This is a genomic window from Streptomyces sp. NBC_01077 (assembly GCF_045162855.1).
Taxonomy (GTDB): domain Bacteria; phylum Actinomycetota; class Actinomycetes; order Streptomycetales; family Streptomycetaceae; genus Streptomyces.
The window spans coordinates 413096-435708 of sequence record NZ_CP108669.1 but is presented as its reverse complement, the minus strand read 5'-3'; the positions used below and the strand labels follow the sequence as shown (position 1 = coordinate 435708).

Here is a 22613-nt window from a genome sequence, read left to right as displayed (position 1 = left end):
GGTGGTGGGGGCGGGTTGCGGTGGTGGGGGTGCTTGAGGTGCCAGTTGGTCATCTTGCGTTTGATGACACGGGGGTTGGAGCGTTGTCTGCGGGGTGGCAGTAGCCGTTGCAGCAGCTCATGGGTGGTGTGTGTCAGGGCTCGGCTGAGTCGTGAGGGGGGAAAGAGCCGCCTGGGCGGTGACGTGGCGGCGGGCGGCGTTGAGGGTGCGGGTGAAGGAAGATCCGGTCGGGATCGAGGCGTGCTTCGCAAGCCGCCTGGTGCATGACGCCCCGCAGTGCGTGGTGGACGAGGAGGAAGTAAATCCGTAGATTTCCTGCTCGACGCCGTCGGGATACTGTGAGCGCAGGACCAGCTGTCGGCCGCCCTGGTGGGTCTTGATCTCGTCCAGGGTGTTCTCGATTTCCCACCGCTGGTGATAGAGCGCGGCAAGCTCAGCCGCACTCTGCTGCTACAAACGGCTCCTCAAGCTGACCTCCGCTCGACGACCCAGCGGTGCATTCCGAGGCCTGAGCCGTGTGGGATGCCGCGGCGGGCGATGACCGGTTTGATGCCTTGGGCAAGTTTCCGCCGGTCAGCGACACGGCGAGCCCTGTCCGTCGACGAGGACGTGGTGCTTGCTGCCCGGTCGCGCTCGGGCGACCGGCCTTGGACCGCTTTTGGGCCGCGCCGGGCAGCCCGGATGTGGCTGGAGTCGATCACCGCCCTGGACCGCTCGAACCTCTTAAGCGGTCCGGGTCCTGAGTCCGATCTCGACCAGGTCGCCGCGCACGGCAAGTGATGGCAGAAACGTCAGTGGGTATCAGCGCAGCGCCATCGTGTGTCCGAGGGCAGGGTGCCCACTTGGGGCGACGCCTAGTGCGAACGCCGGCCACCCGGGTTCCGGGGTACTGCCTTCATCGTCATGTGCTCGCCCTTTGCGATCTCTGGTCTGCTCCCATACCGGAGCTTCATGGCCGACGGGGAGTGCGTGCGTGCAGCCGCATGGGCAGTAGATCCGGCCTCAGGGTGGTTCTGACCATTGGTTTGACCAGGACGCGGGGGTCCGGTTCCAGATCGAAACGCGCGGCGATGGTGCTGAGAGCGAGAGTGGCTTCCGCCATGGCGAACGAGTCGCCGATGCACTTGCGTGCTCCGCCTCCGAACGGGATATAGGCGCCGCGGGGCGGGGGTGGCGTCCCGGGCAGCCAGCGGTCCGGGTCGAAAAGGTGAGGGGAAGGGTAGATCTCGGGAAGGTGGTGGACGATGTAGGCGCTGTAGACGATGTCGGTTCCTGCGGGAAAGGTGTGTCCGCCCAGTTCGGTCTCGGCGGTGGTGACCCGGGTGAACAAGGGGCCCGGCGGGTACAGCCGCATGGTTTCCGTCAGGATCCGGGTGGTGAGACCCAGCCGGGGAATATCGTCCCAGGAAGCCGGATTGCCGTCGAGGACTTCGTCGACTTCACTGTGCAGGCGCTGGCGGATGTGCGGGTGCCTGCCGAGGAGATGGAGCGCCCATGCCAGCAGGGACGCGGCGGTTTCGATTCCGCCGATGAAGAAGGTGATGACCTGGTCGTGCACCTCCTGTTCACTTAGCGTGTCGCCCTGCCCGTCGTGAGCTGCCAGAAGCATGGAGAGGAGGTCTCCGTGCGGTGCGTTCTTCGAGTTCCTGTACTGCGTGATCGTGTCGCTGACGATCTGGTCCATGCGGGACCGGGCCTGCATGTATCTCTTATTTGCCGGAGTGGGCAGCCGCTTCAGGAAGGGAAGGGGTGACGTCATCTGCTTGTAGAATCCGTCGAAAGTAATGGTGATGCATTCTCCGAACTCGTCCATAGTTCTTTCTGGAACGGCGGAGAAAATGGTGTGCGCTGTCACACGTGACGCTATGTCCGTCATCGCCTGAAGCGCATCGATCACCTGACCGTCACGCCACGATCCCATGACAGCCGCGATGCTGGACGGCATGGCCTGTGCGTATTCGGCGATGCGTTCCGCGACGAAGGCGGGCTGGATCAGGCGCCGCTGGCGGCGGTGAGCCTGGCGAGGGCAGGTGGCCAGGCCGTCCCCCAGTATTTTCGCCGCTTGTTCGATGAGCGGTCCGCCCTTGTCAAACGCCGTACTGTCTCGTAGGACGAGGTGGGACAGTTCCGGGTCGCAGGTCACGTATGCGGTCGATGGGCCGAGGCCGATGGCGACAAGGTCGCCGTGTTTCGGGAGAGACGCCAGGAACTCCAGGGGGCTGTTGCGCAGAGCCAGTGCATGTCCGAGAACCGGAAGCCGATGCGGAGCTGTGCCGAGCGTGCACACCGCCTGCGGCAGCGCTGCTGCGGTCCCGGACCGGTGATGGGCCTTGCCGCCATCCATGTAGGTTCTCCTGTTCATTTCACGTATCGTCCTTCGACGAGCTCCTGGAGCCATGCGAGCGTTCCGCTGAGCCAGTGCTCCAGGTCGGCGATGTGCTGCATCAGGGCGGTGTTCTCGTCGGCGGGACCAGCCACGGCAGTCAGCTCCGCTTTTGCGCGCCGGAAGTCCTCGACTCGTTCATGCTGCATGGCCTGGATGCTCTGTACGGCTGCGGAGCGGCTGTGCCCGCATACCCGCTCGAGCACGAACACAAAATTGAGCGGGCAGCCCGCTGCCTCTTCCTTCTCCACGGAAGTGACGTCTTGCATGAGCCACACCACGTCGTTGGCGGCGTCACGGAGCTGCCGTATCCTCGGGTCGGCCGCCAAGGCAGGGGAGAGCTCGCTGCGGCTCACCCGCTCGCACAGATCCCAGCACACTTCCATGGCGATGGTTTTTCTGCGCAGCGCAACGTACGCGTCCACTCCGGGCAGGTCTCCGGCCGGTCCCGTCCTCAGCGCCACCTCACGCGCGCAGCTGGTCAGGTAGGCCTCCCAGGTGTCCGCAGCGCGCTGTCGCCAGGCTTCTGACATCGGGGCCGACTCGCGCTCCCAGAAATCCTGAAAGGCCGCGACCAAGGCCTCCTCGCCGCCGCGGGCCGTTGCGGGACGGAAGTGCACGACGTCGACGAACGGCCGGCACGCCTCGAAAGCGGCACGCGCCGGATCCGGACCGGGAAAGAAGTCGAACAGGTCGTCGTAGATCACGATCCAGTTGGCGAAATCCGTACCCACCATCAAGTCATCGATCGGAGCTTCCGGCCAGTTCCTTGCCATATACGCTGCCAGCTCGGCAGCTTCCACGGACTTCATCGCTCTCGGGTCGGAAGTCACTCCGAAGTCCTCCAGCCATTGCAGCGATCGCGAATGCGCCTCCTGGGCATTCGGGTTGACTCGCAATTCGAACGGCATGTCGAAGGGAGTGTCCTGCGGCATGAAATCCCTCTTTCATGTTCCATAGCGGCGGGTGCGCCGCCGGTACCATGCCAATGCCTCGAGGAAGTCGCTGTGCGTGAAGGCAGGCCAGGGAATGGATGTGAAGGAGAACTCTGAGTACGCGGTCTGCCATGGCATGAAGCCGGACAGCCGCTGCTCGCCCGCGGTTCTGATGACCAAGTCCGGGTCGGGCTGGCCTGCGGTGTCCAGATGGGCGCCGATCTCTTCCGGGTGGACTGTGCGCAGGAGATCGCCAGCCGCCTGCCGGGCGAGAACCAGACTCTGTACGGCACGCGCAATCTCGTCACGCCCACCGTATGCGACGGCGACGTTGACTACCTTGCCGGTGATGTGTCTGGTTCGGTGCACGCTGTCGCGGAGGCTTCGAGCGGTTTCCTCCGGCAGTCGGTCCAGGGAGCCGATGAGACGCACCTGCCAGCGCTGGGTCGCGGCTATCTTCTCCGTCGTCTCTGTGATCACGGAGAGGAGATCCGCCAGCTCGCTCTGCCCACGTCGGAGGTTCTCCGTGGACAGGGACCACAGCGTGACTGTCGTGATCTCGTCGATGGAGTCGCACCAGGTAAGGAGCTCCAGAACGCGCTGGCCTCCCGTCCGGTATCCCGTGATGGCCGGAAGATCGTGCTGAAGAGCCCAACGCCGATTCCCGTCCACGATGACGGCCAGGTGGCGCAGCGGTTGAGGGATCGTCTTGGCAGGGGGTGCAGGCATGTCTGCTGCTCTCGCGGCTCGATCTCACGGGGGACACCTCCTGTCGCCCGCGCGGCCATCACTGCAGCGGCTGCCCGGGGCGTTGATGCGTGCAACTGTCGGAGAGTCCTCTGACAGTTACATGCTCCACAAGAATCCGCTGATCCAGCACAAATCACCATGATGTATGTCAGGTCGCCGCTGTCCGCTGGAGCGGCGGCCTATGCTGAACGGGTTCCCTGACCTCGACCCGAGTGGTCTGCCGACGGGAAGGCTCATTTCATGACATCCACTCCACAGCCTCAGGCGCCCCTCCTCCCCCTGCTGACCGAAATTGCAGGACTGGAGACGTTACAGGCCCTGCCGGCAGCAGACCTGCCACGGCTGGCAGATGAGATCCGCCGTTTCGTGGTCACGCAGGTATGTCGGGCGGGAGGCCACCTGGGGCCCAATCTTGGTGTCGTGGAGCTGACGATCGCGCTGCACCGCGTCTTCGCCTCGCCCTACGATGCCCTCCTGTTCGACACGGGGCACCAGGCTTATGTCCACAAGATACTGACGGGTCGGCAGGACCTTTTCGGCTCCCTCCGTCAGAGCGGAGGACTCTCGGGGTATCCGTCGCGCGCCGAGTCGGCGCACGACTGGGTGGAGAACTCGCACGCGTCGACGGCGTTGGCGTATGCCGACGGACTGGCCAAGGCCCGCCAGCTCTCGCGCGAACAGCACCGGAACGTCGTCGCGATCATCGGGGACGGAGCGCTGACAGGCGGAATGGCGTGGGAGGCCCTGAACAACCTCGGCGCTTCGACCGACCGGCCGGTGATCGTGGTCCTCAACGACAACGGCCGGTCCTATGCCCCCACCTGCGGCGCACTCGCCGGACATCTTGCCCTTCTCAGGCATGGCGGCGAAGAACCCCAGAACCTCTTCCGGTCACTGGGTTTCGCCTACCTCGGTCCACTCGACGGCCACGACATCGCCGCTGTCGAACAAGGTCTCACACAAGCGCGTGACCTGGACCGCCCGGTGCTGGTGCACATCGTGACGGTCAAAGGCAAAGGCTACCCGCCGGCAGAGTCGGATGACGCAGACTGCCTCCACGCCGTCAGCGTCGTCGACCCCGACACCGGAAGACCCCCTCCTCGCACTCAAGCCACCTCGGCGTCCTGGACGAGCATCTTCGCCCAGGAGCTCGCCGACTTGGCAGAACAGCGCAGCAACGTGGTGGCCGTGACCGCATCGATGCTGAGGCCAACCGGCTTGCACCCGATGGCGACAAGATTCCCGGACAGGGTCTTCGACGTGGGAATCGCCGAGCAACATGCCGTAACGTCCGCCGCCGGCCTGGCCATGGCCGGCTACCACCCCGTCGTGGCCATGTATGCGACCTTCCTCAACCGGGCACTCGACCAAGTCATCATGGACGTGGCCCTGCACCGGCTGCCGGTGACGTTCGTACTCGACCGAGCCGGAATAACCGGACCCGACGGCCCTTCTCACCACGGAATGTGGGACCTGAGCCTGCTGACATCCGTGCCGCACCTGCGGATCGCATTGCCCCGAGACGCCGACCAGCTCCGACAGCTGCTGCGCGAGGCCGTCGACGACGCCGACGGACCGACGGTGATACGTTTTCCGAAGGGAACCGTCGGCCGCCCCGTCCCCGCCGTGGCACGGGTGGACGGAATCGACATCCTGCACCGCACCTCCCCGGGCTGCCAGGATGTCCTGCTCATAACCACGGGACCACTCGCACATCCTGCTCTGGAAGCAGCCGCAACGGTGAGAAGCGAAGGTCTCGGAGTCACAGTCGTGGATCCCGGCTGGGTTCAACCGGTCAACGAGACCCTCATGTCCATGGCCTCCCGACACCATCTGGTTGTCACCCTCGAAGACGGGATCCGCGCAGGCGGCATCGGCAGCACCATCACCCAAGCGTTTCAGGACGCAGGTGTCGCTACCCCTGTGATCACACTCGGCCTGCCACGTACCTTCATCCCCCACGGCAACCGCGCTGCACTCCTCTCCGAAGCCGGCCTGGACGGCCCCGGCATCGCACGGTGCATACTCCAGGGTGCCGGCAGGGCGAGCTCCTACGGCGTGCGGGGGCTCGGGTGAGTGCCACGCTCCTCATCCCGCCGGCCTCGCCGCAAGGCTGTGCAGACCATGTGCCCAGAACCGTGAAAGGGAGCGGCATCGGCTGCCCCGGTCCGGCCACGCACCCCGCACGATTACGAAGGGCCATTGCGATGGCCACTAACTTCATCGGTTCTTGACCGTCCCGACCCGGCTCGCCGAGCGGCGCAAGAGCCGCCAGATCCAGGTCGGCAGCGTGGCCGTCGGCGGTGACGCACCCCTCTCCGTGCAGTCGATGACCACGACCCGCATGTCCGACATCGGCGCCACGCTGCAGCAGCTTGCCGAGCTGACGGCCTCCGGCTGCCAGATCGTGCGCGTGGCCTGCCCCACCCAGGACGACGCCGACGCCCTCGCAGTCATCGCGCGGAAGTCGCAGATCCCGGTGATCACCGACATCGACTTCCAGCCGAAGTACGTCTTCGCGGCGATCGACGCCGACTGCGCGGCCGTCCGCGTCAACCCCGGCAACATCAAGCAGTTCGACGACAAGGTCAAGCGGCAAGGGCCAGATCTTCGTGAAGGGCGAGGTCATCAAGACCGTCCCCGAGTCGAAGATCGTCGAGACCCTCATCGAAGAGGCCCTTAAGATCGCCGAACGGACGGAGTGAGCACAGCACTACCGATTGCAGCAGTCCGCGTGCCACCGCCCCGGACGCTCTTGGAGCGTCAAGACCGCATGCGCGGCCGAGACCAATGTGACATGACGATGCCACGCACCGTACGTCCGCCCCCCGAAATCACGGATACCGAGACGGCCCGCACCCTCACGGCAGTCCTGATCGATACGCCGGGGCAGCGCGCTGAGCCGGGCCAGCGCCACCACCGGGGCGCTGACCATGTCCGTCAACCACAGTTCGCCGGGCCACTGCTCCCGGCTCTCGCCGACACCCAGCAAAGACACTTCGACCACCGAACCGTCACACCCTCCGGCCGGCACCATGCCGACCCCGGTGACCACCGCAGCCAATTCGACACCGGCGATCGCACCCTGCTGCGATCGCCGAACCACCGGACGCACGCGATCCCAAGCGCCGCGCATCAGCTGACCGGCATAGCCGGTTGCCGAACCGGGAACGCCCGGCACAAGCGGAAGGTCGTCCCGTACCCGTGCCAGGAAGGGAACGCCCGCACGGCGGAGACTTCCGATCATGAAGGACACATCGACCTGTCGAGCGTCCACGATCACTGGCAGATCCAGGAGCCCCCACTCGCTTCCGGTCTCGACCGCAGCCTCGACCGCACACTCCCCGAGACTGCGCCCCGCGACGCCTTCGGGAATACCAGCGCGACGACGCACCGCTTCCTCCAGCCATGCTGAAGACAACTGCAACCGCCAGTTCACAGGACTGCTCAACCACTCCGTCACGGCCCACACGCCGATTGCCTGCTGCGCGTTGACGACCTGACCTGACTCCGGGGAATACAGACGATCTACACCGATCGCAGTCACACCCCACTTCGGAATGATCATGGGCTCTACCACCCAAGCAGCCGGTCGGAGCCTTTCCACCAGAAAACGAGCGAGCGCGTGGCGTACGGGCGACCATTCCCACGTGGAATTCGAGATGAAGTGGTGAAGGCCCTGCTGGGCTGCAGGATCGCCGAAGATCGCGGCAATATTCCGGATCGTCCTGCGCCCGTGCGCACCCAGAAGGCCTCGCAGATAGTCGGTTCCGCGTGCCCGCTGATCCTTCCGGCTGAGAGATTCGAACAGTACGGAACTCAGCTCTCGAAAAACGCAGTCGTTGAACTCCGCCGGACATCGGTCGATCATCGAAGGCCTACCGGATTCTGTCCGGCAGCCGAGCATCGGCCGCCTGCTCTCGGCCCGCGCCGAGGCACTTCCTGCTTCACGGCCATCCTGCTCCCTGAGTCCTTGCGGCACTGCAGAAATACCCCTTCAGACGGCGAAGGGCACTCACGGACACCGCCCTAGACTTCACCCAACGGAAAGCACCGGCCGCGTGAGAAGCCGATACCCCTCAAGGTCCCCTCCCCCTGATCGCAGCATGTGAGCAATTAGTACTCAACTGAATCGTGTCGGCTTGACGCATGTTCATTCTTCGAGCGCCCAACGTACGGGTGCCGGGCTTCAGTACTCGATCGTTGGCTCTGCCGGTATCCGGCTGCGGCCACACCTGCTGACTGGGGGAACAGGATTCGGTGGCACGGTCCGGCATCACCCGGGATGATCTCGCGGGGCCTCGTAATTCGTCGGTCACGGGTTCAACTCCCACCCAACCCACGTACAGCCTCCGCCCGCTGTCGTCGGCGCTTCCGCCCGGTCTGCTACCGGAGATTCGAGCCGACCGGAAGTGCGGCCTGTTCACGGCCTCAGTCGCAGCCGCCGCTCTGGCTGAAAGAGTTCAGCCGCGCGGACGGGGTCCGGCTGCGTGGCCGATCGGCGGGGTACTGGTAGGAGCGGAGAGAGCCGAACCCTCACGCCGCGAAGGCAATCGGACTTGAATCCGGCGCGTCTGCCAGTTCCACCGCACCCCGTATCTGCAGCTGAGCATGCGGTACTTCTTCAACATCTGCCGCTGGTCCACCCGACGGCCTTGGCTCATAGTGGAACGGATGTCTCACCGACCAACCCGAATGGACCGTCCTGTTGACAAGCACCTGCAGCGAAACCAGCCCTGCCCCTGGCACGGCACGTGTTCTGGGAAGGTTCTGGACCGTGCGCCTGACCGGCTACGGTAACCGCACTGCCACGGTCACTTGTTCCACTGCCGCGTGCCGGATGCCGCCTCGCTCGAAGGACCTGGCGTCGCTGCGCACGTTCGCCGCCCAGCATGCCGCTGCCCACGCCAAAGCTGCCACGCTACGACCCAACGCCGCGTGCCACTGTCGCACTGAGCATTGCGCCGCCCACGAGGACACCAAGGTGTACTGCACCGGCACCGCGGCGCTGATCCTGCGCCACGACCCGGCCTTCGGCCGGGTGTGGAGCGTTGAGGAGGTCTGCGTCGCCTGCGCTCCTCTGATCCCTCATGCCAGGATCATCACCCGTGCCGTGACCCAACGGCCCGACACCACAAGGCCGTCCACGGTGACGTTGCCTTCACCCCCACGTTCCGCTGTTCCGGGCGGCTTCTCCTCTCCGTCCCCACCAGCCGACCGCGACCCGCACCTCCGGCGACCCGGCTCTGGACCGCGCCGTCCGCGCGGAGGGCAGGCGCGCTGACAGGGCGCTGCCACCGCACTCGCCAGTACAGGACAATGTCCCCGAGGAAGCGTGTGGTGCCCCCGCCTGGGTCAGGGGCTGCCGAGCGGGCGGGGGACCAGCGGCCGGCTGTACTTCCCGCTCGCGGCCACCTCCTGTATGCAGAGTGAGGTCATCTTCGGCCCCACCACGGCAGATCACTGAACCCGCGACCTGGCCGCTTCGGCATGGGCGACTCCCCACCGTCCCCGTCCCGGCGGAGTGCGTACTGGTCGGGGAAGCAGCCGAGAGCCCGATAGGAAACGGGCCGGTCCGATACCGCGCCGAGTTCATCGAGGGGGTTGATGCGCTGCGCTTCTCGGCCACCGTGCACAAGCGGTCCCAGCCGTCGCCCACGTCGAAGACGTACGCGAACTGTTCGCCGGCTTCGGCGCGCTCAGTTCGGTGGCACGGCCCTCCACGGTGCCGTCCGGAGCCTCGTCGTCCCACCCGCCCAGGGGACAGCCCCGGATGCCGTCAACCAACATGAGCGGCCCCGACTTTTGTGGAGTCCGCGATCGTGTGATCAAGCGGTTGCGGGTCTTGCGCCCGGTGTTCCCAGTACGCGTGTTCGTACTCATCTGGCGGGACGTAGTCGAGGGCGGAGTGGAGTCGTTCGCCGTTGTACCAGGCGACCCACCGGAGGACGGCCCGTTCGACCTGGCCGAAGTCCCGCCACGGCCCCTGATGCTCGATCAACTCGGCTTTGAAAGTGCCGTTCAGGGCCTCGGCCATGGCGTTGTCGTATGAGTCGGCAACGGACCCGACCGATGCCGAGGCGCCGACCTCGGTCAATCGCTCCGTGTAGCGAATGGACACGTATTGCGACCCGTGGTCGCTGTGATGGATCAGATCGGCATCCGTCTTGATCTTCTGCCGCCACAGAGCCATCTCCAGCGCGTCCAGCGGCAGGTCGGTCCGCATGTGGTCCGCGACCTGCCAGCCCACGATCCGGCGGGAGTACGCGTCCAGGACGAACGCCACGTAGACCCAGCCCGACCAGGTGCGGACGTAGGGCAGATCAGCCAGCCAGAGCTGGCTCGGGCGCTCGGCCTCGAACTGCCGGCTGACCAGGTCGGGCGGGCGCGCGGGGCGGTCGGTTCCGGGATCGTGGTGCGGCGGCGCCGGCCGCGGATGATGCCCTCGATGCCGAGCTCGCGCATCAGCCGCTCGACGGTGCCCGCGCGACCCGGTGCCCGGCGCGGACCAGGGCCCGGGTGATCCGGCGGGCTCTGTAGGTCCGGCCGGAGTCCTCCCACACCGCTGTGACCAGCAACATCAGTTCCTCGTCGCGGAGTCGGCGGGCCGATTTCGGCCGTGTCCTGCGTGCGAAGTACGTCGATGGGGACAGGTCCAGCACCCGGCATACGGGATCGACCCCGAAGCCGTCGCGCAGGTGGTCGATCACCTGCTCGGCCTCGTCCGGGGACGGTCGATCTCCTGGGCGAAAAACACGCTGGCCGCTTTCAGGATCTCATTCGCCCGCCTCAACTCGGCGTTCTCCTTGCGGAGTTCCTTCAGCTCGTCGCGTTCAAGGGTGGCGAGCCGGTCGTCGCGCTCGCCCGCGTCAGCCTCGGCCTGACGGACCCAGGACCGCAGGGCCTCCTTGTGGATGCCCAGGTCACGGGCGACGTGGGTCACCGGCCGGCCGGTCGAGCGGACTTCGCGCACGGCGCGCTCACGAAGTTCATCGGGGTACTTACGTGGTGCTGGCACAGCTCGTGGTTCTCCTCATGCCCGGACCGTAGTCCAGGCTTCAGGGACTCCCGAGAGCAAGAGCAGCTCACGGCTGCCTAATGGGAGCTACGGAACCGGGGAATGCTCGGTTCCGTAGCCGCCAGCAGGTGAGCACTATCGCTGCCAGAACCATTCGAGTTCTGGGGTCAGACCGTGCCCCTGATGGTCGGCCGGGAGGCCAGACCGCTGATGGGGTGGCGTGCCCGCCCGTCAGGGCGTGAGCACTAGATCCATTAGGCCGCGTGCCGTGCCTTCCGCTGGCTGCACCGCTGTTGGGTGAAGTACTGACTGGGGAGGGTCTGTTGCTGCTGATCGGTGACGACTGGGCCGAAGATCACCACGATGTCGAGCTCCAGGACGAGGCTGGCCGCCGTGAACCTGCCCGAGGGGGTGGCAGGCATCGCCAGACTGCACGAGCTCATCGCCCGTCACGGCGGCGAGGGCCTGAAGCCGGCGGACGTGGTGGTCGGGATCGAGACCGACCGTGGTTCGTGGGTGCAGGCCCTGATCGCCTCCGGTTATCAGGTCTACGCGATCAACCCCCGTCAGGTCGTCCGCTTCAAGGAGCGGCACGCGTCCTCCGGTGCCAAGAGCGACAAGGGTGATGCCCACGCGCTGGCCGACATGGTCCGTCTCGACCGTGCCCAGCTGCGGCCGGTGGCCGGGGACAGCGAGCAGGCCCAGGCCGTCAAGGTCGTCGCCCGCGCCCACCAGACTCTCATCTGGGAACGCACCCGCACCTTCCACCGGTTGCGCACCACGCTGCGGGAGTACTTTCCCGCCGCCCTGAACGCCTACGCAGATCTGACCCTGACGAGCATGGATGCGCTGGAACTGCTGGTCAAAGCACCCACACCAGCAGTGGCGGCGAAACTGACCCGCACCCAGATCACCGCCGTCCTGGCCCGCCACCGCCACCGCCACCGCCGGCGCAACCGCGACGCGAAGGCGGCCGCTGTCCTCACCGCTCTGCGCGAGCCGCAGCTTGGACTGCCCGAGCCGGTCACAGCCGCCTACGCGGCCACCACCGCGGACCACGCGCGGCTGCTGATCGCGCTGAACGAGCAGATCGCCGCGATGGAGTACAGGTGAAGGCGCATTTTCTGGCGCACCCGGACGCTGAGATCTACCTCTCGATGCCCGGCATCGCGGAGATCACCAGTGCCCGGGTGCTCGCCGAGTTCGGGGACGCCCCCGCCCGCTACGACAGCGCGAAGGCCCGCAAGAACTACGCCGGCACCAGCCCGATCACCCGGGCCTCCGGCAAGAGCCACCACGTCCAGGCCCGCTACGTCCGCAACAACCGCCTCGCCGACGCCCTCCAGACCCAGGCGTTCTCCGCCGTGCGGGCCTCACCCGGAGCCCGCCGCTACTACGACAGACAACGCGCACGCGAAGTCGGCTACAACCCCGCCCTCCGACAGGTCGGCAACCGCCTCGTCGGCATCCTCCACGGATGCCTCAAAACCCGCACCCTCTACAGCGAAGCTACCGCCTGGTCACACCACGCCAACCTCCACGCCACTTGACACCAAATGACATGGGGTGTCTGACCCGAACAGTGTGGCCCGTCCGGTCGTTGCCCTTCAGCCCGAACCCGGCTCGAGGCTGACTACGCCCGGCTGGAGACCGAGCTCGGCAAGGCCCGCACCGTGACTGAGATCCAGGGAGAGCTCTCCGCGCCTCGACCATACGGACAGCGCCACCCCAGAACCGCGAGAAGTACGTGACCATCCCCACGGACACGGGGCTCGATCGGGTGGCGGGCACGGTCTTCGAAACCGCTCGTTCCCCGGCCCTGGCGGCTCGGCACCGCGCCCGGCCATCCGCCTAGAACCTGTCAAGAGACCTTTCGACCTCGCAGCATTCGCCTCGCTGTACCAGCCCGAGCCACACGCTACTACGACCACATGGTTCCAGAAGCGACCCAACAAATGAGTAGACGCTGCTCACCCGACTGGATCGGCACGGATAAACAATTGACGAAAAAGATCAATTCGGGTAGATGGCGATTTCGCGGCGTGAAATTAAGCACCCTCAGTGAATATGCAGGCCGCTTGGAAATAATGGCCCATCTCGCCATTTTGACAGCTGAACAGAACTCTGCAGATCCTAAGTGAGGCGGTCATGTCCCATGCCCGGACAAACGCGACCTGTGGATTCGCCTTCTCCAGAGGTACCTCTGTGTGTATCTGTTGCCTCCGAGAAGGGTGATCCGCACGGTCGCCTGTGAGCGCATGCGGAATTTTAATGCTGACGGGTGGCTATCGCCGCGCCTCTCTGATGCTGACGCTTGCGGCAGCAGAGATCCACTGCAGGAGAAACGTGGTCGGACGGCTGCATCGGCTCTCCTTGAAGGCTGCGAAGGCAAGGGTGACTGAGCTTCTTTAGCAGTTCGATCTGAGTGGGGCGGTACTCTAGAGGAATGCACCGGCGGCTCAAGCTCGCCGCTGCCCATGACTTTGCCGACATAAACCAGCGACTGCGCCGCCTTGGAGAATTGAAATCATTTCATTCCTGAGGCCACTGCAGGGCGTGTCTCCCATTGACGCATTCAAGAAGAAGCCGTCAGCCGCCAGGGCATCCACAGGACGTCCACCGAGATACCCGAATAATTTCAGGAAGTTGAGAAATTGTGACTGTTTTCGAATCTGTGCAGATCAATCCAGGAAACTCCAGGCAGGCGCGAGCGTGGGATGGTGACGTCGGGATTTTTTGGGCCAAAAATGCGGAACGATTCAATCTGACTATGCGTGGATACAGGAAGAGGTTCTTCAACGTCGCGGCGATTCGTTCCACAGACCGGATCCTTGATATCGGCTGCGGATCGGGGGAAACAGCGCGCGACGCGGCACGTTTCGCTACCTGCGGTTCGGTTCTTGGCGTGGATCTTTCGGCGGCAATGCTGGAAGTAGCTGAAAGAACCTCTATCCGGGAAGGCTTAAGCAACATAGAATTCCAGCAATCCGACGCGCAGGTCCACCCATTTCCCCGTGAGGAATTTGACGTTGCGATCAGCCGGACTGGTACCATGTTTTTCTCCGATCCGGCCTCCGCCTTCAGTAACGTTGCGACGGCGCTGCGGCCTGGAGGAAGACTGGTCCAATTGGTATGGCAGGCTCCCTCATGTAATGAATGGTTCACAACGTTCTCCAGAACCCTTGCGGGGTGCGAATTTTCGATTCCTCCAGGTGATGAGCCCGGTCCGTTTTCTCTGCTCGATCCGGATCGGGTTCGCGATCTGCTCACTGGGGCTGGTTTTGCTGAGCCGAAATTCGAAAAACTGAGCGCGCCCATGAACTTTGGTCATGACGCGGATGACGCCTTCTGGTTCATCAGCACTCTGTTCGGGTGGATGCTCGGAGACGCTGAGAACCGCGACCGGGCCCTAGCCGATCTGCGCGCGAATATTGAGAGTCACGCGAAGCAGGATGGGATCATGTATTCGTCGGCGACTTGGCTGATTACCGCCGAACGTCTTTGATGTGCGGAAATAAAGAAGCGCTCGGTGAAACTGAAATGTGTTCAGTCGGGGGAATGGGTAGCTCGATCAGAAGGTGAAAGAAGGATTGTATCCACCGAGAAACGATGCGACGTTGCGAAGTCGTCCGTGACCTCCCGCCGCCCGCGCCCACGCTTTAGAGGGGCATCTGATTAATGTTCACGCTGTTGCGAGCGGGATGCCCGTTCGATCCGCCAGGGTGGTGCCGACTCTCCCGTGAGTTCTCGGTCATCTTGTTAGTCATCGTCCAGTCTCTCAGCGGCAGGGCTTCGTAGTCACGCGCCAGGCGGCGGTGCTGTATCAGCCAACCGAAGGTCCGCTCGATCACCCACCGCTTGGGTATTGGCTGGAAGCCCTTCACTTGCGGTCGCTGCACCACGTCCACATCGATCCCGAGGCCGACGCCGTGCTGGCGACCCTGGTCTGGTAGCTGCTGCCGGCCCACACCTTGGTCGGATGGTCCGCTGCCAACTCGGTCAGAGCCTGCTTGCCATCGGTGGAGTCGTGGACCGAGGCGGGCGGTGACAAGGTCGGTCAGGACCAGTCCAAGGGTGTCGGTGACCTGGTGGCGCTTTCGCCCTTGATCTTCTTGCCGGCTCCGATGCCCTGACCGGCTTCGGCGACATTGCCAGAGGTCTTCACGCTCTGCGCGTCCCCTGCGGCCGCGGACGGCTCCCCGGCTCCGAGCATGCGCTCGGCGGGCCTGCTCCCGCACAGGCGCCTGCCTCAATGTCCTGCGGGCCCGCGAGACAATGAGCATTTTCAGCGTTGCCTCTCCAGGGTGAGGACCGCGGCGGCGATGTCCGTCATGCGGTTCGGGCTGCAGCGGCTCCGGCGGAAGATCCGCCAGGACTTCAGGCGGGCGACGCCTCGTTCGACAGGAGCGCGGGCCTGGGCGAGTGCCCGGTTCAGCGTCCGTTCGGTCGGTGACAGTTCGCCGTTGGGCGGGCGGCGGATGGCGGTGGTGACCCAGGAGCCTGCGCCGATGTAGGCGCGGTCGGCGACGATCGGGACGCCCTGGCGTTCGCAGATCCGGATGATGCGGTGGGTGCGTGCGGCGGTCAGATCGTGAGCGCGGCCCGGCAAGGCCGGCGAGATCCACAGAAGCTGGCCTTGGGGATCGGTGACTATCTGCACGTTCACGCCGTGGCGCCGGTGCTTGTGGGAGTAATCGGCGCGTGCGTCGCCCAGGCGGTCGCACTCGCTGAGGGTGCCGTCCAGGAGCACGTAGTCCGGGTCGTGCTCGCGCAGGGTCTTGAGCAGGCCCGGCGCCCGGTCGGCGAGGAGCCGCACGACGGCGGTGGTGTAGGCGTGGGCGGTGCCTACGGATATGCCGAACCCGGCGGCGATCTGCGCGAGAGTGTCGTGCTTGCGCAGGTAGGTGAGAGCGACGAGGGCGCGCTTGTGCGGCGGGAGCTTGCAGCGGCGGTCACCCTCACGGGTGACGATAAGCATCGTGACCCACTCGACCAGCGCATGAGGCAGGTCGAGTGCGGCAGGATAGGGAACCAACAGGGCTCCTGGGCCGGCAGGTTGAGACTTCGAACACCTCACCCAACGGCCCGGGAGCCCTGTCCGTTGCGGGCGCCAAGGTCATCACCCGATCGGTGGCCACGCTGAAAATGCTCAATGACAAAGCAGAAACGGACCCTCCGGCCTCGTCCCCCCTCGGCCTGGCCGAACTCAGGCGCCTGATCCACCGCCTCGCCCACCGCCAACCCGCGCCCTTCGAACACATCCTGCACGGGTCATCACACTGGTGACGGCATCGACCGTTCCAAGCCCGCCTCAGCCACTACAAACAACGCGGCCACACACCCCAGAAACTGCCCAGCCATCAGACCGCAGACCGTTGAATTACTAGATCAGGTGCCCACTTATCGGTGGGCGCGGCCGCCCCTTTCTCGGAGTGGCAGGTGATCAGAGTGGCATCGATGTCCAGGACGAGGCCGGGTACTTCCCGTCCACAGGCTTTCGCCGCCGGTGTGCCGCAGCGGGTCGGTTGCCTGTCGTCAGGCCACTCCTCGGGCATGACTCCGGACCCGGCAGTCCAGAACATATTCGACGGCCGACAGCAGCCGCCAGGCCCTCGGTTTCGGGGCGACGGGACGGAACACTTGACCCTGGTCCTGTAGCATGGCCAGATTCGTGACCGCCTCGCCGCCCTCAACCGACATCACCGAGGTCCGTGGCGATCCGGCCCGGGCCATGACCAGTACACTCCACTGCGCTGAGTCCTCGATCACGCGGTCGCTGATGCCACTGGGCTGAGCAGTGCGTAGCCGTGCTCCGGCGTGACCGACCGCCCCCGCATCGTCAGCACAGACATGGAGCTCGGGGCGCAGACCGATGCTCTGGACGTGGAAAGTGCCTTCTGTCCAGACCGACAGTGCCTTCAACAAGGCTCATCGTCCGAGTTCAGAAGGCACTTTCGCGTTCCCGTCCGTGATCCGGACGGACTCCAAGTGAAAGCCCGAGGTTAGGCCCGTCAACCATAGGGGCGCCGTGGAATCCCCAGGGCGCCCCTATCCGCGTGTCAGACGGTGCAGTACTGCGCCTGCTTGCCAATGGAGCGGTACATGCAGTCGGCGTTCTCCAGGAGCTGGAGGACGGCGTCGCGGTTGCGGCTCGTCTCGCGCTCGATGACCTCGTCGGGCGGGTAGAAGCCGCCATACCAGGACGATGTCGGGTACATCTCGAAGGTGTACCCGAAGATCCTCTGGGTGCCCCAGAGGTAGTCGTCGATCGACCCGTCCGTGATATAGAGGTCGCTGGACTGCTCGGCGGTGTAGCCGTTGCTGGAGGCCATCTTGCCGCCGACGGTCGCGAAGGCGTCGCGGTCATCCTGAGTCATGCCGGGCGCGGTGTTGGCTGTGGTCCAGCCGAAGGGCCATAGAACAAGCTCGCTGTACGTGTGGAAGTCGATGGCCGCCTTGATCTGCTGCTTGCCGCCCACGACGCGCGAGCGGACGAAGTCGGCGACGACCTTCACCTCGGGTGCGGACTCGGCGGCAGCACCCCGATAGGTCGCGGAGCTCTTGAAGCCGGAGGAGCCGCCGCAGCAGCCCCACTTGTAGTTCCAGTTCCGGTTCAGGTCCGTGCCAATGTAGGAGGAACCGGAGTTGGGCTGACGGTTCTTGCGCCAGCTGCGGTAGGAGCCGCTCGCGATGTCGTACTCGCCTCCGTCCGGGTTGAGATCCGGCACGATCCAGATCTCGCGGCTATTCACCATGCCGGTGATCCGGGAGTCCATGCCGTAGCCGGCGCCGAGTTCGCGCAGCAGGTAGAGCGCCATCTCGACGGTCAAGTGTTCGCGGGCGTGCTGGTGGTGGGTGAAGAGGACCTCGGGCTCGTTCTCGTCGGCGCCGACGTTGTCGCTGATCTTGATGGCGACGATGTCCCGGCCTTGGTACGTCTTCCCGATGACCCGCTTGCTCATGATGCGTGGGTACTGGGCGAGTCGCTGGTCGATCTCCGTGTTCATCTCCGCGTAGTTGTGGTACTTCGAGTCGGCGGAGGGGAAGTCGAAGGGCTGGACGGCCAGGCCCTTCACCGAACGGTCGGGCGGGGCTGGGAGAGCCTCGGGGCGGTGGCCGAGCGCGCGGAGCTTGCGCAGCTGGGCTGAGTTGGCGCTGACGACGGTGCTGTGGTCGCCTGCCTCGTCGATCGAGACTCCGGTCGCGGCGAGGACGGTACGTTCGGCGACGGTGGACGGGCTGTGGATCTCGTACTGGCGGATCACTTCCTCGGCTGCCGGAGTCGGCTCCGAGTCGGCTTCGGCGAGGTTCGCGCCTGCGGAGAGGGGCGCCGCGAGGGCGAGCGTCAGAAGGGCCGCGAGAGCGGCTGACTTTCTTCTGTTTGTTCGAAGTCGCATGCTTGCTCCTGAGTGGAGTGTGGGTGTGCGACATACATGTGCGGGTGCCGGGCACATGGTCCAGTGCTGGCATGAACTAGTCAAGGTATGTTCGGTCGCTAACGAACCGGCGCGTGATTGCGGTTGACGGGTGAGGGATGCGTAGGCTCCTGGCCGAGCGGGATGTGTGGTGCCCGACCGTCCTGGCATACGGCTTCGGACCCTGGCCGATGTGTTCGCCTATGCTCAGGCTGAGGGTGCCGAGCTGCGTCTGGATGCCACCGAGATCCAGGTCTGCAGACCCATGGCGGGGCGCGGCGGACGCCGGGCGTTCGTCTCGGGGCCCTGCTTCAGGCCATCCTGCCGGTCCGTGGCAAGCGCGGCCGACCCCGGCGACGGCCCGACACCTTGCTGGGTGATCGCGTCTACGACCACGACAAGTACCGGCGTCTGGCCTGGGCCCTGGGCGCGAAACCCATCATCGCCCGATGCGGCGTCCGCATGGTTCCAGGCTCGGTACCCACTGGTGGGTCGTCGACGGACCTTCGCCCATCTCACGTACTGACCTGGTCCCACCGGCGACGACATCGGTAAGCCACCGCCCGCCACTGTCACTGCCGGAGGAGAAGCAGCCCAGGATGCGATTCGCTGCTGGAGTACCAACTATCCATCGGCGAGCGACTCATGGGATCTACTGGCTGCTGGTCGGAAGCGAGATTGCCCTCGGCTGCGACTTCTGGAGCGGTTCGCTGTGATCGTGTACTGCTTGGACTCAACCGGTCGTTGCAACACTGGTCTGTTGGAGCAGCAGTAGCTGCTCGTTGAGTGCCTCGGCCGGGGTCCTCCAGCCAAGTGTCCTGCGCGGCCTGCTGTTCAGTGTGTGGGCGACGGCCTCGATTTCTTCGGCGGACCAGCGCGAGAGGTCGGTGCCCTTCGGGAAATACTGGCGCAGGAGTCCGTTCGTGTTCTCGTTCGTGCCTCGCTGCCATGGGCTGTGCGGATCGGCGAAGAACACGGGGATGCCGGTCTCGACCCGGAACTGGGCGTGTGCCGACATTTCCTTGCCGCGGTCCCATGTCACGGACCGTGTCAGCTGCTCGGGCAGCGGCGCCATGGTGTTGGCGAGTGCCCTCTTCATGGAGACCGCTCCGTAGCCGGCCAGTGCGGGGCCGTTCGTCGTGCGGGGGGTCGTGCCATATCCCTCTTCACGGGGCAGATGGACCAGCATCGTGAACCGGGTCGACCGCTCGACAACGGTGCCGATCGCGGAACGCTCCAGCCCGATGATCAAATCTCCTTCCCAGCGGCCGGGAACAGCCCGGTCCTCGGCCTCGGCGGGCCTCTCGCTGATCAACGCTTCAGGCGTGACGTGCGCCCAGGTCTTGCGCCGGGAACGCGCCCGCGGCACACGCAGAGCACGACCGGACCGAAGACACAGGATCAGCTCGCGTTTCAGCGCTCCGCGGCCCTGAATGTAGAGGGCCTGGTAGATCGCCTCGTGGCTGATGCGCATGGACTCATCATCCGGGAAGTCAAGCTTGATCCGGTTCGCGATCTGCTCCGGACTCCACGCCTGGACCCACGCACGGTCCTTGCGATGCGGCTTGTTCCGTCCCGTCCACGCGCCTGTCGAGGGACCCGTGATCGCCCTGCCGTGTGACGTGCTGATCTGACCGGACAGCCGCTCCTGAACGTAAGCGTGCAACCGCGGGTTGGCAACCAGCTTCGCCGCTTTCGGCCGGCGTGCGGCCATATCGGCCTTCCACTGGGCGACTGATGCGCGATAGTCACGCCTGCCGGCTCTGGTGGCCGCGTTGCGCCGAAGTTCACGGGAAATCGTTCCCGGATCACGACCGACGTCTCGAGCGATCTGGCGAACTCCCTTGCCCTGGGCTTTGAGGAGCGCGATTTCCTCCCGCTCATGAAACGACAGGTACCTGCCCGAACAGGGCTTCGCATCGAACGGTCGCATACCGCCACACTGGCGGTACCAGCGCGTCGCGACGGCCGGCGCCACGCCGACAATGCCCGCGGCCTCCTCGGCAAGAAGGCCCTTCGCGATCTCCGTCCAGAACGCCGCCTCGACATGCCGCTGGTACTTCGGATGCCCCGGAGACCTCAGCTTCGGCCGCACCGCCCGATCCGCTGCCTGCTGACGACGAACCATCCGACACCTCCATGATCACGAGGTGTTGCGACGACCGGTTGAATCCGCCCTGACTACTCGGTTAACCTTGCCTCGATTGGGACTACAAAGGCTTGTATGATCCAGAACAGTTTTCGCTTATCTCTAAGTGCCTGATTGAGAACCGGTCACGGTGAGGTGTGCGGGTGGGTTGTTGTCTGGCGAGGCGGCGGGTCATGAGGATGATCATTGACCACTTGACCATGGCTTCGTGGTGGGCGGGCAGGCGTTCGTAGTCGCGGACGCAGCGTCGGCGTCGGCAGATCCACGAGAGGGTCCGTTCGACGACCCATCGGCGGGGCAGGACGACGAAGCCCTGGGCGCCGTCGCTGCGTTTCACGATCTCGACGGTGAGGTCCCAGCGCTCTCTCGCCCAGGTCACGAGCTTGCCGGCGTATCCGCCGTCGGCCCACACCCGTGTGATGTGGTGGTGGATCTACTGCAGCCGGGAGATAAGCGGCCGGGCGCCGTCACGGTCCTGGACACAGGCTGCGGTCACCAGGACGACCAGCATCAGGCCGAGCGTATCGACGGCGAGATGCCGCTTGCGCTCGTTCACCTTCTTGCCCGCATCCCACCCCCGGCTGCCGACGGCGACGGTCTCGGCAGCCCGTAGCGACTGCGAGTCGATCACCGCCGCACTGGGCTCGATGCCGCGGCCCGCCTTCCGGCGGAGGCGGTCGCGCAAGGTGTCATGGAGGTCGTCGACATACTGCGCACGTTCCCAGCGGGTGAAGAAGGCATACACAGTCGGGTGGGGCGGGAAGTCGGCCGGTAGCGCCCGCCACTTGCATCCGTTGTCGACCACATACCTGATGGCGTCGACGATCTTCCGGCGGCAGTGCTCCTCCGCTGCCGCCCCGGCCCCACCGCCAGGCCGGCAGGGGCAGCAAAGGCTCGGTGACCTGCCACTCCGCATCACTCGTGTCCGACGGGTAGCGCACCAGATGCGCCGGCTCACAGGCGCCCCGCCCATGGCGGCCTGCCGGACACGGACAGCCCGCTGAAGGGAGCGAGTTGGCATCGGACAGCCCGGAACGGTAAAACGGTATGACAGGACTCCTGTGACAACGGTTTGGCTTCGCAACCGCTGTTGTTACGGGAGTCCTGCTGCTTCTGCGGACTCTTCAGAGCCCCACCATGCGAACGTGACACTCCACTTACCGTCATCGGTTCTCAATCAGGCACTCAGATCCGGCGTGTCCCGCTGACACCGCGCACCAGGAGATTAGTGCGGGCCTGCTCCAGGGCCCCGTGAATAAGCCGGCCACGTCCGAGCGGTCGGAGCCGTCCTCGCTGTCGACCCCGACCGATTCACGGAAACGGTCGAGGCCCTGCAGCGGGCCGGGCTGACGGTGTCGCGTGAACAGCCGATTCTCGGCGCACACTCTCCGGCACCATCCCAGAAGACCAGATGACAGCCCTGATGGCGGTCGACCGCGGTGCATCCGTCGACCAGGAACGCACCATCCGGCTCCCCCACCATGACGAGTGCTTGCGAGGACGAGCGCGGCGGGAGAATGCGCGGAACGAGCTGCTCGCCCTCTCTATGTGAGATGGACTATCGGGCGCGGGGTCCTCCATGCAGGAGCAGGATGGCCACCGCTGCGCCAGCAGTCGCCGCGATGAGTAGCGCTACCCACATCCGGCCCGTGGCGGCGACGGTCACCACGGCGACCGGTACGGCGGTACCGAGCGAGGCCGCGACTGCCCAGGTGCGGTCCAGCGCGTCCCGGTCTGTGACCGTAATCAGGACCAGAGCCGCCAGCCAAACCACGGAGATCAACACCGCACCGAGCGTCAGCATCGCCACTTCCCACCAAAGCCACACCAGACGACGGAGGTCGGAGAGACCACCGCTACCCATGATTCACATAAAAGCATGACAAGCCATCTCATCTTCGCATTCGTGTGGTGTGATGGCCACCGACTGCTGTCATGCCAGGGCGCTTGCATAGTCGAATTT

The 22613-nt window shown here is 65.3% G+C and carries 11 protein-coding genes and 7 pseudogenes; 6 read left to right on the top strand and 12 right to left on the bottom strand.

What is annotated here, in order from left to right; translation table 11 throughout:
* Positions 1 to 117: 117 nt before the first annotated feature.
* The 5 genes and pseudogenes from OG462_RS01915 to uppS all read right to left on the bottom strand — a co-directional run.
* Positions 118 to 432: pseudogene (locus OG462_RS01915) on the bottom strand (IS4 family transposase); the annotation flags it as partial.
* A 44-nt stretch (positions 433 to 476) separates the two neighbouring features.
* Positions 477 to 710 (bottom strand): annotated as a pseudogene (locus OG462_RS01910) (IS5/IS1182 family transposase); the annotation flags it as partial.
* Between the two features lie 239 nt (positions 711 to 949).
* Entirely contained in the window at positions 950 to 2362 is a 1413-nt protein-coding gene (locus OG462_RS01905) for a cytochrome P450 (RefSeq protein ID WP_406053886.1), read from the bottom strand.
* On the bottom strand, positions 2359 to 3318 hold the full coding sequence (locus tag OG462_RS01900) for a terpene synthase family protein (RefSeq protein ID WP_406053884.1): 960 nt from the start codon (positions 3316 to 3318) through the stop codon (positions 2359 to 2361). The genes OG462_RS01905 and OG462_RS01900 overlap by 4 nt, the downstream gene beginning before the upstream one ends.
* Positions 3319 to 3330: 12 nt before the next feature.
* On the bottom strand, positions 3331 to 4047 hold the full coding sequence (gene uppS / locus OG462_RS01895) for a polyprenyl diphosphate synthase (RefSeq protein ID WP_406053882.1): 717 nt from the start codon (positions 4045 to 4047) through the stop codon (positions 3331 to 3333).
* Between the two features lie 261 nt (positions 4048 to 4308).
* Between uppS and OG462_RS01890 the strand changes: the two genes are divergently transcribed.
* Both OG462_RS01890 and OG462_RS01885 read left to right on the top strand, forming a co-directional pair.
* Positions 4309 to 6144, top strand: a complete 1836-nt coding sequence (locus OG462_RS01890; protein ID WP_406053879.1) for a 1-deoxy-D-xylulose-5-phosphate synthase — start codon at positions 4309 to 4311, stop codon at positions 6142 to 6144.
* Between the two features lie 154 nt (positions 6145 to 6298).
* Positions 6299 to 6661: pseudogene (locus tag OG462_RS01885) on the top strand (flavodoxin-dependent (E)-4-hydroxy-3-methylbut-2-enyl-diphosphate synthase); the annotation flags it as partial.
* A gap of 120 nt (positions 6662 to 6781) precedes the next feature.
* On the opposite strand, the gene OG462_RS01880 reads toward OG462_RS01885, so the two are convergent.
* Together OG462_RS01880 and OG462_RS01875 are read right to left on the bottom strand one after the other, a co-directional pair.
* Positions 6782 to 7939, bottom strand: a complete 1158-nt coding sequence (locus OG462_RS01880; protein ID WP_406053877.1) for an IS701 family transposase — start codon at positions 7937 to 7939, stop codon at positions 6782 to 6784.
* A gap of 1908 nt (positions 7940 to 9847) precedes the next feature.
* A pseudogene (locus tag OG462_RS01875) lies at positions 9848 to 11086 on the bottom strand (IS3 family transposase).
* Positions 11087 to 11409: 323 nt separating this feature from the next.
* Here OG462_RS01875 and OG462_RS01870 point away from each other — a divergent pair.
* The 3 genes and pseudogenes from OG462_RS01870 (at position 11410) to OG462_RS01860 (ending at position 14591) form a co-directional block, all read left to right on the top strand.
* Positions 11410 to 12636 (top strand): annotated as a pseudogene (locus OG462_RS01870) (IS110 family transposase).
* Positions 12637 to 13017: 381 nt separating this feature from the next.
* Positions 13018 to 13227, top strand: a complete 210-nt coding sequence (locus tag OG462_RS01865; protein ID WP_406053876.1) for a hypothetical protein — start codon at positions 13018 to 13020, stop codon at positions 13225 to 13227.
* Positions 13228 to 13742: 515 nt separating this feature from the next.
* Positions 13743 to 14591 (top strand): class I SAM-dependent methyltransferase, encoded by an 849-nt coding sequence (locus OG462_RS01860; RefSeq protein WP_406053874.1) that lies wholly within the window; start codon positions 13743 to 13745, stop codon positions 14589 to 14591.
* Positions 14592 to 15371: 780 nt separating this feature from the next.
* Here OG462_RS01860 and OG462_RS01855 read toward each other — a convergent pair.
* Entirely contained in the window at positions 15372 to 16121 is a 750-nt protein-coding gene (locus OG462_RS01855) for a transposase family protein (protein WP_406053872.1), read from the bottom strand.
* A gap of 1024 nt (positions 16122 to 17145) precedes the next feature.
* The gene (locus OG462_RS01850) at positions 17146 to 18483 is read right to left on the bottom strand and encodes a M14 family metallopeptidase (protein WP_406053870.1); all 1338 of its coding nucleotides are present in this window, start codon (positions 18481 to 18483) and stop codon (positions 17146 to 17148) included.
* A 160-nt stretch (positions 18484 to 18643) separates the two neighbouring features.
* Between OG462_RS01850 and OG462_RS01845 the strand changes: the two are divergent.
* A pseudogene (locus OG462_RS01845) lies at positions 18644 to 18805 on the top strand (IS5/IS1182 family transposase); the annotation flags it as partial.
* Between the two features lie 429 nt (positions 18806 to 19234).
* On the opposite strand, the gene OG462_RS01840 reads toward OG462_RS01845, so the two are convergent.
* From OG462_RS01840 to OG462_RS01830, 3 genes and pseudogenes are all read right to left on the bottom strand, one after another.
* Positions 19235 to 20629, bottom strand: coding sequence for an IS30 family transposase (locus OG462_RS01840; protein ID WP_406053868.1), 1395 nt, complete (start codon positions 20627 to 20629; stop codon positions 19235 to 19237).
* Positions 20630 to 20711: 82 nt separating this feature from the next.
* Positions 20712 to 21455, bottom strand: a pseudogene (locus OG462_RS01835) (IS5 family transposase).
* Positions 21456 to 22208: 753 nt separating this feature from the next.
* On the bottom strand, positions 22209 to 22514 hold the full coding sequence (locus OG462_RS01830; protein ID WP_406053866.1) for a hypothetical protein: 306 nt from the start codon (positions 22512 to 22514) through the stop codon (positions 22209 to 22211).
* Between the last annotated feature and the right edge of the window lie 99 nt (positions 22515 to 22613).

Coding starts and splice junctions, on each gene's coding strand:
- OG462_RS01865 (WP_406053876.1), top strand. CDS start 13,018: ATGGTTCCAGAAGCGACCCAACAAATGAGTAGACGCTGCTCACCCGAC.
- OG462_RS01880 (WP_406053877.1), bottom strand. CDS start 7,939: ATGATCGACCGATGTCCGGCGGAGTTCAACGACTGCGTTTTTCGAGAG.
- OG462_RS01850 (WP_406053870.1), bottom strand. CDS start 18,483: ATGCGACTTCGAACAAACAGAAGAAAGTCAGCCGCTCTCGCGGCCCTT.
- OG462_RS01905 (WP_406053886.1), bottom strand. CDS start 2,362: ATGAACAGGAGAACCTACATGGATGGCGGCAAGGCCCATCACCGGTCC.
- OG462_RS01900 (WP_406053884.1), bottom strand. CDS start 3,318: ATGCCGCAGGACACTCCCTTCGACATGCCGTTCGAATTGCGAGTCAAC.
- OG462_RS01890 (WP_406053879.1), top strand. CDS start 4,309: ATGACATCCACTCCACAGCCTCAGGCGCCCCTCCTCCCCCTGCTGACC.
- OG462_RS01840 (WP_406053868.1), bottom strand. CDS start 20,629: ATGGTTCGTCGTCAGCAGGCAGCGGATCGGGCGGTGCGGCCGAAGCTG.
- OG462_RS01830 (WP_406053866.1), bottom strand. CDS start 22,514: ATGGGTAGCGGTGGTCTCTCCGACCTCCGTCGTCTGGTGTGGCTTTGG.
- uppS (WP_406053882.1), bottom strand. CDS start 4,047: ATGCCTGCACCCCCTGCCAAGACGATCCCTCAACCGCTGCGCCACCTG.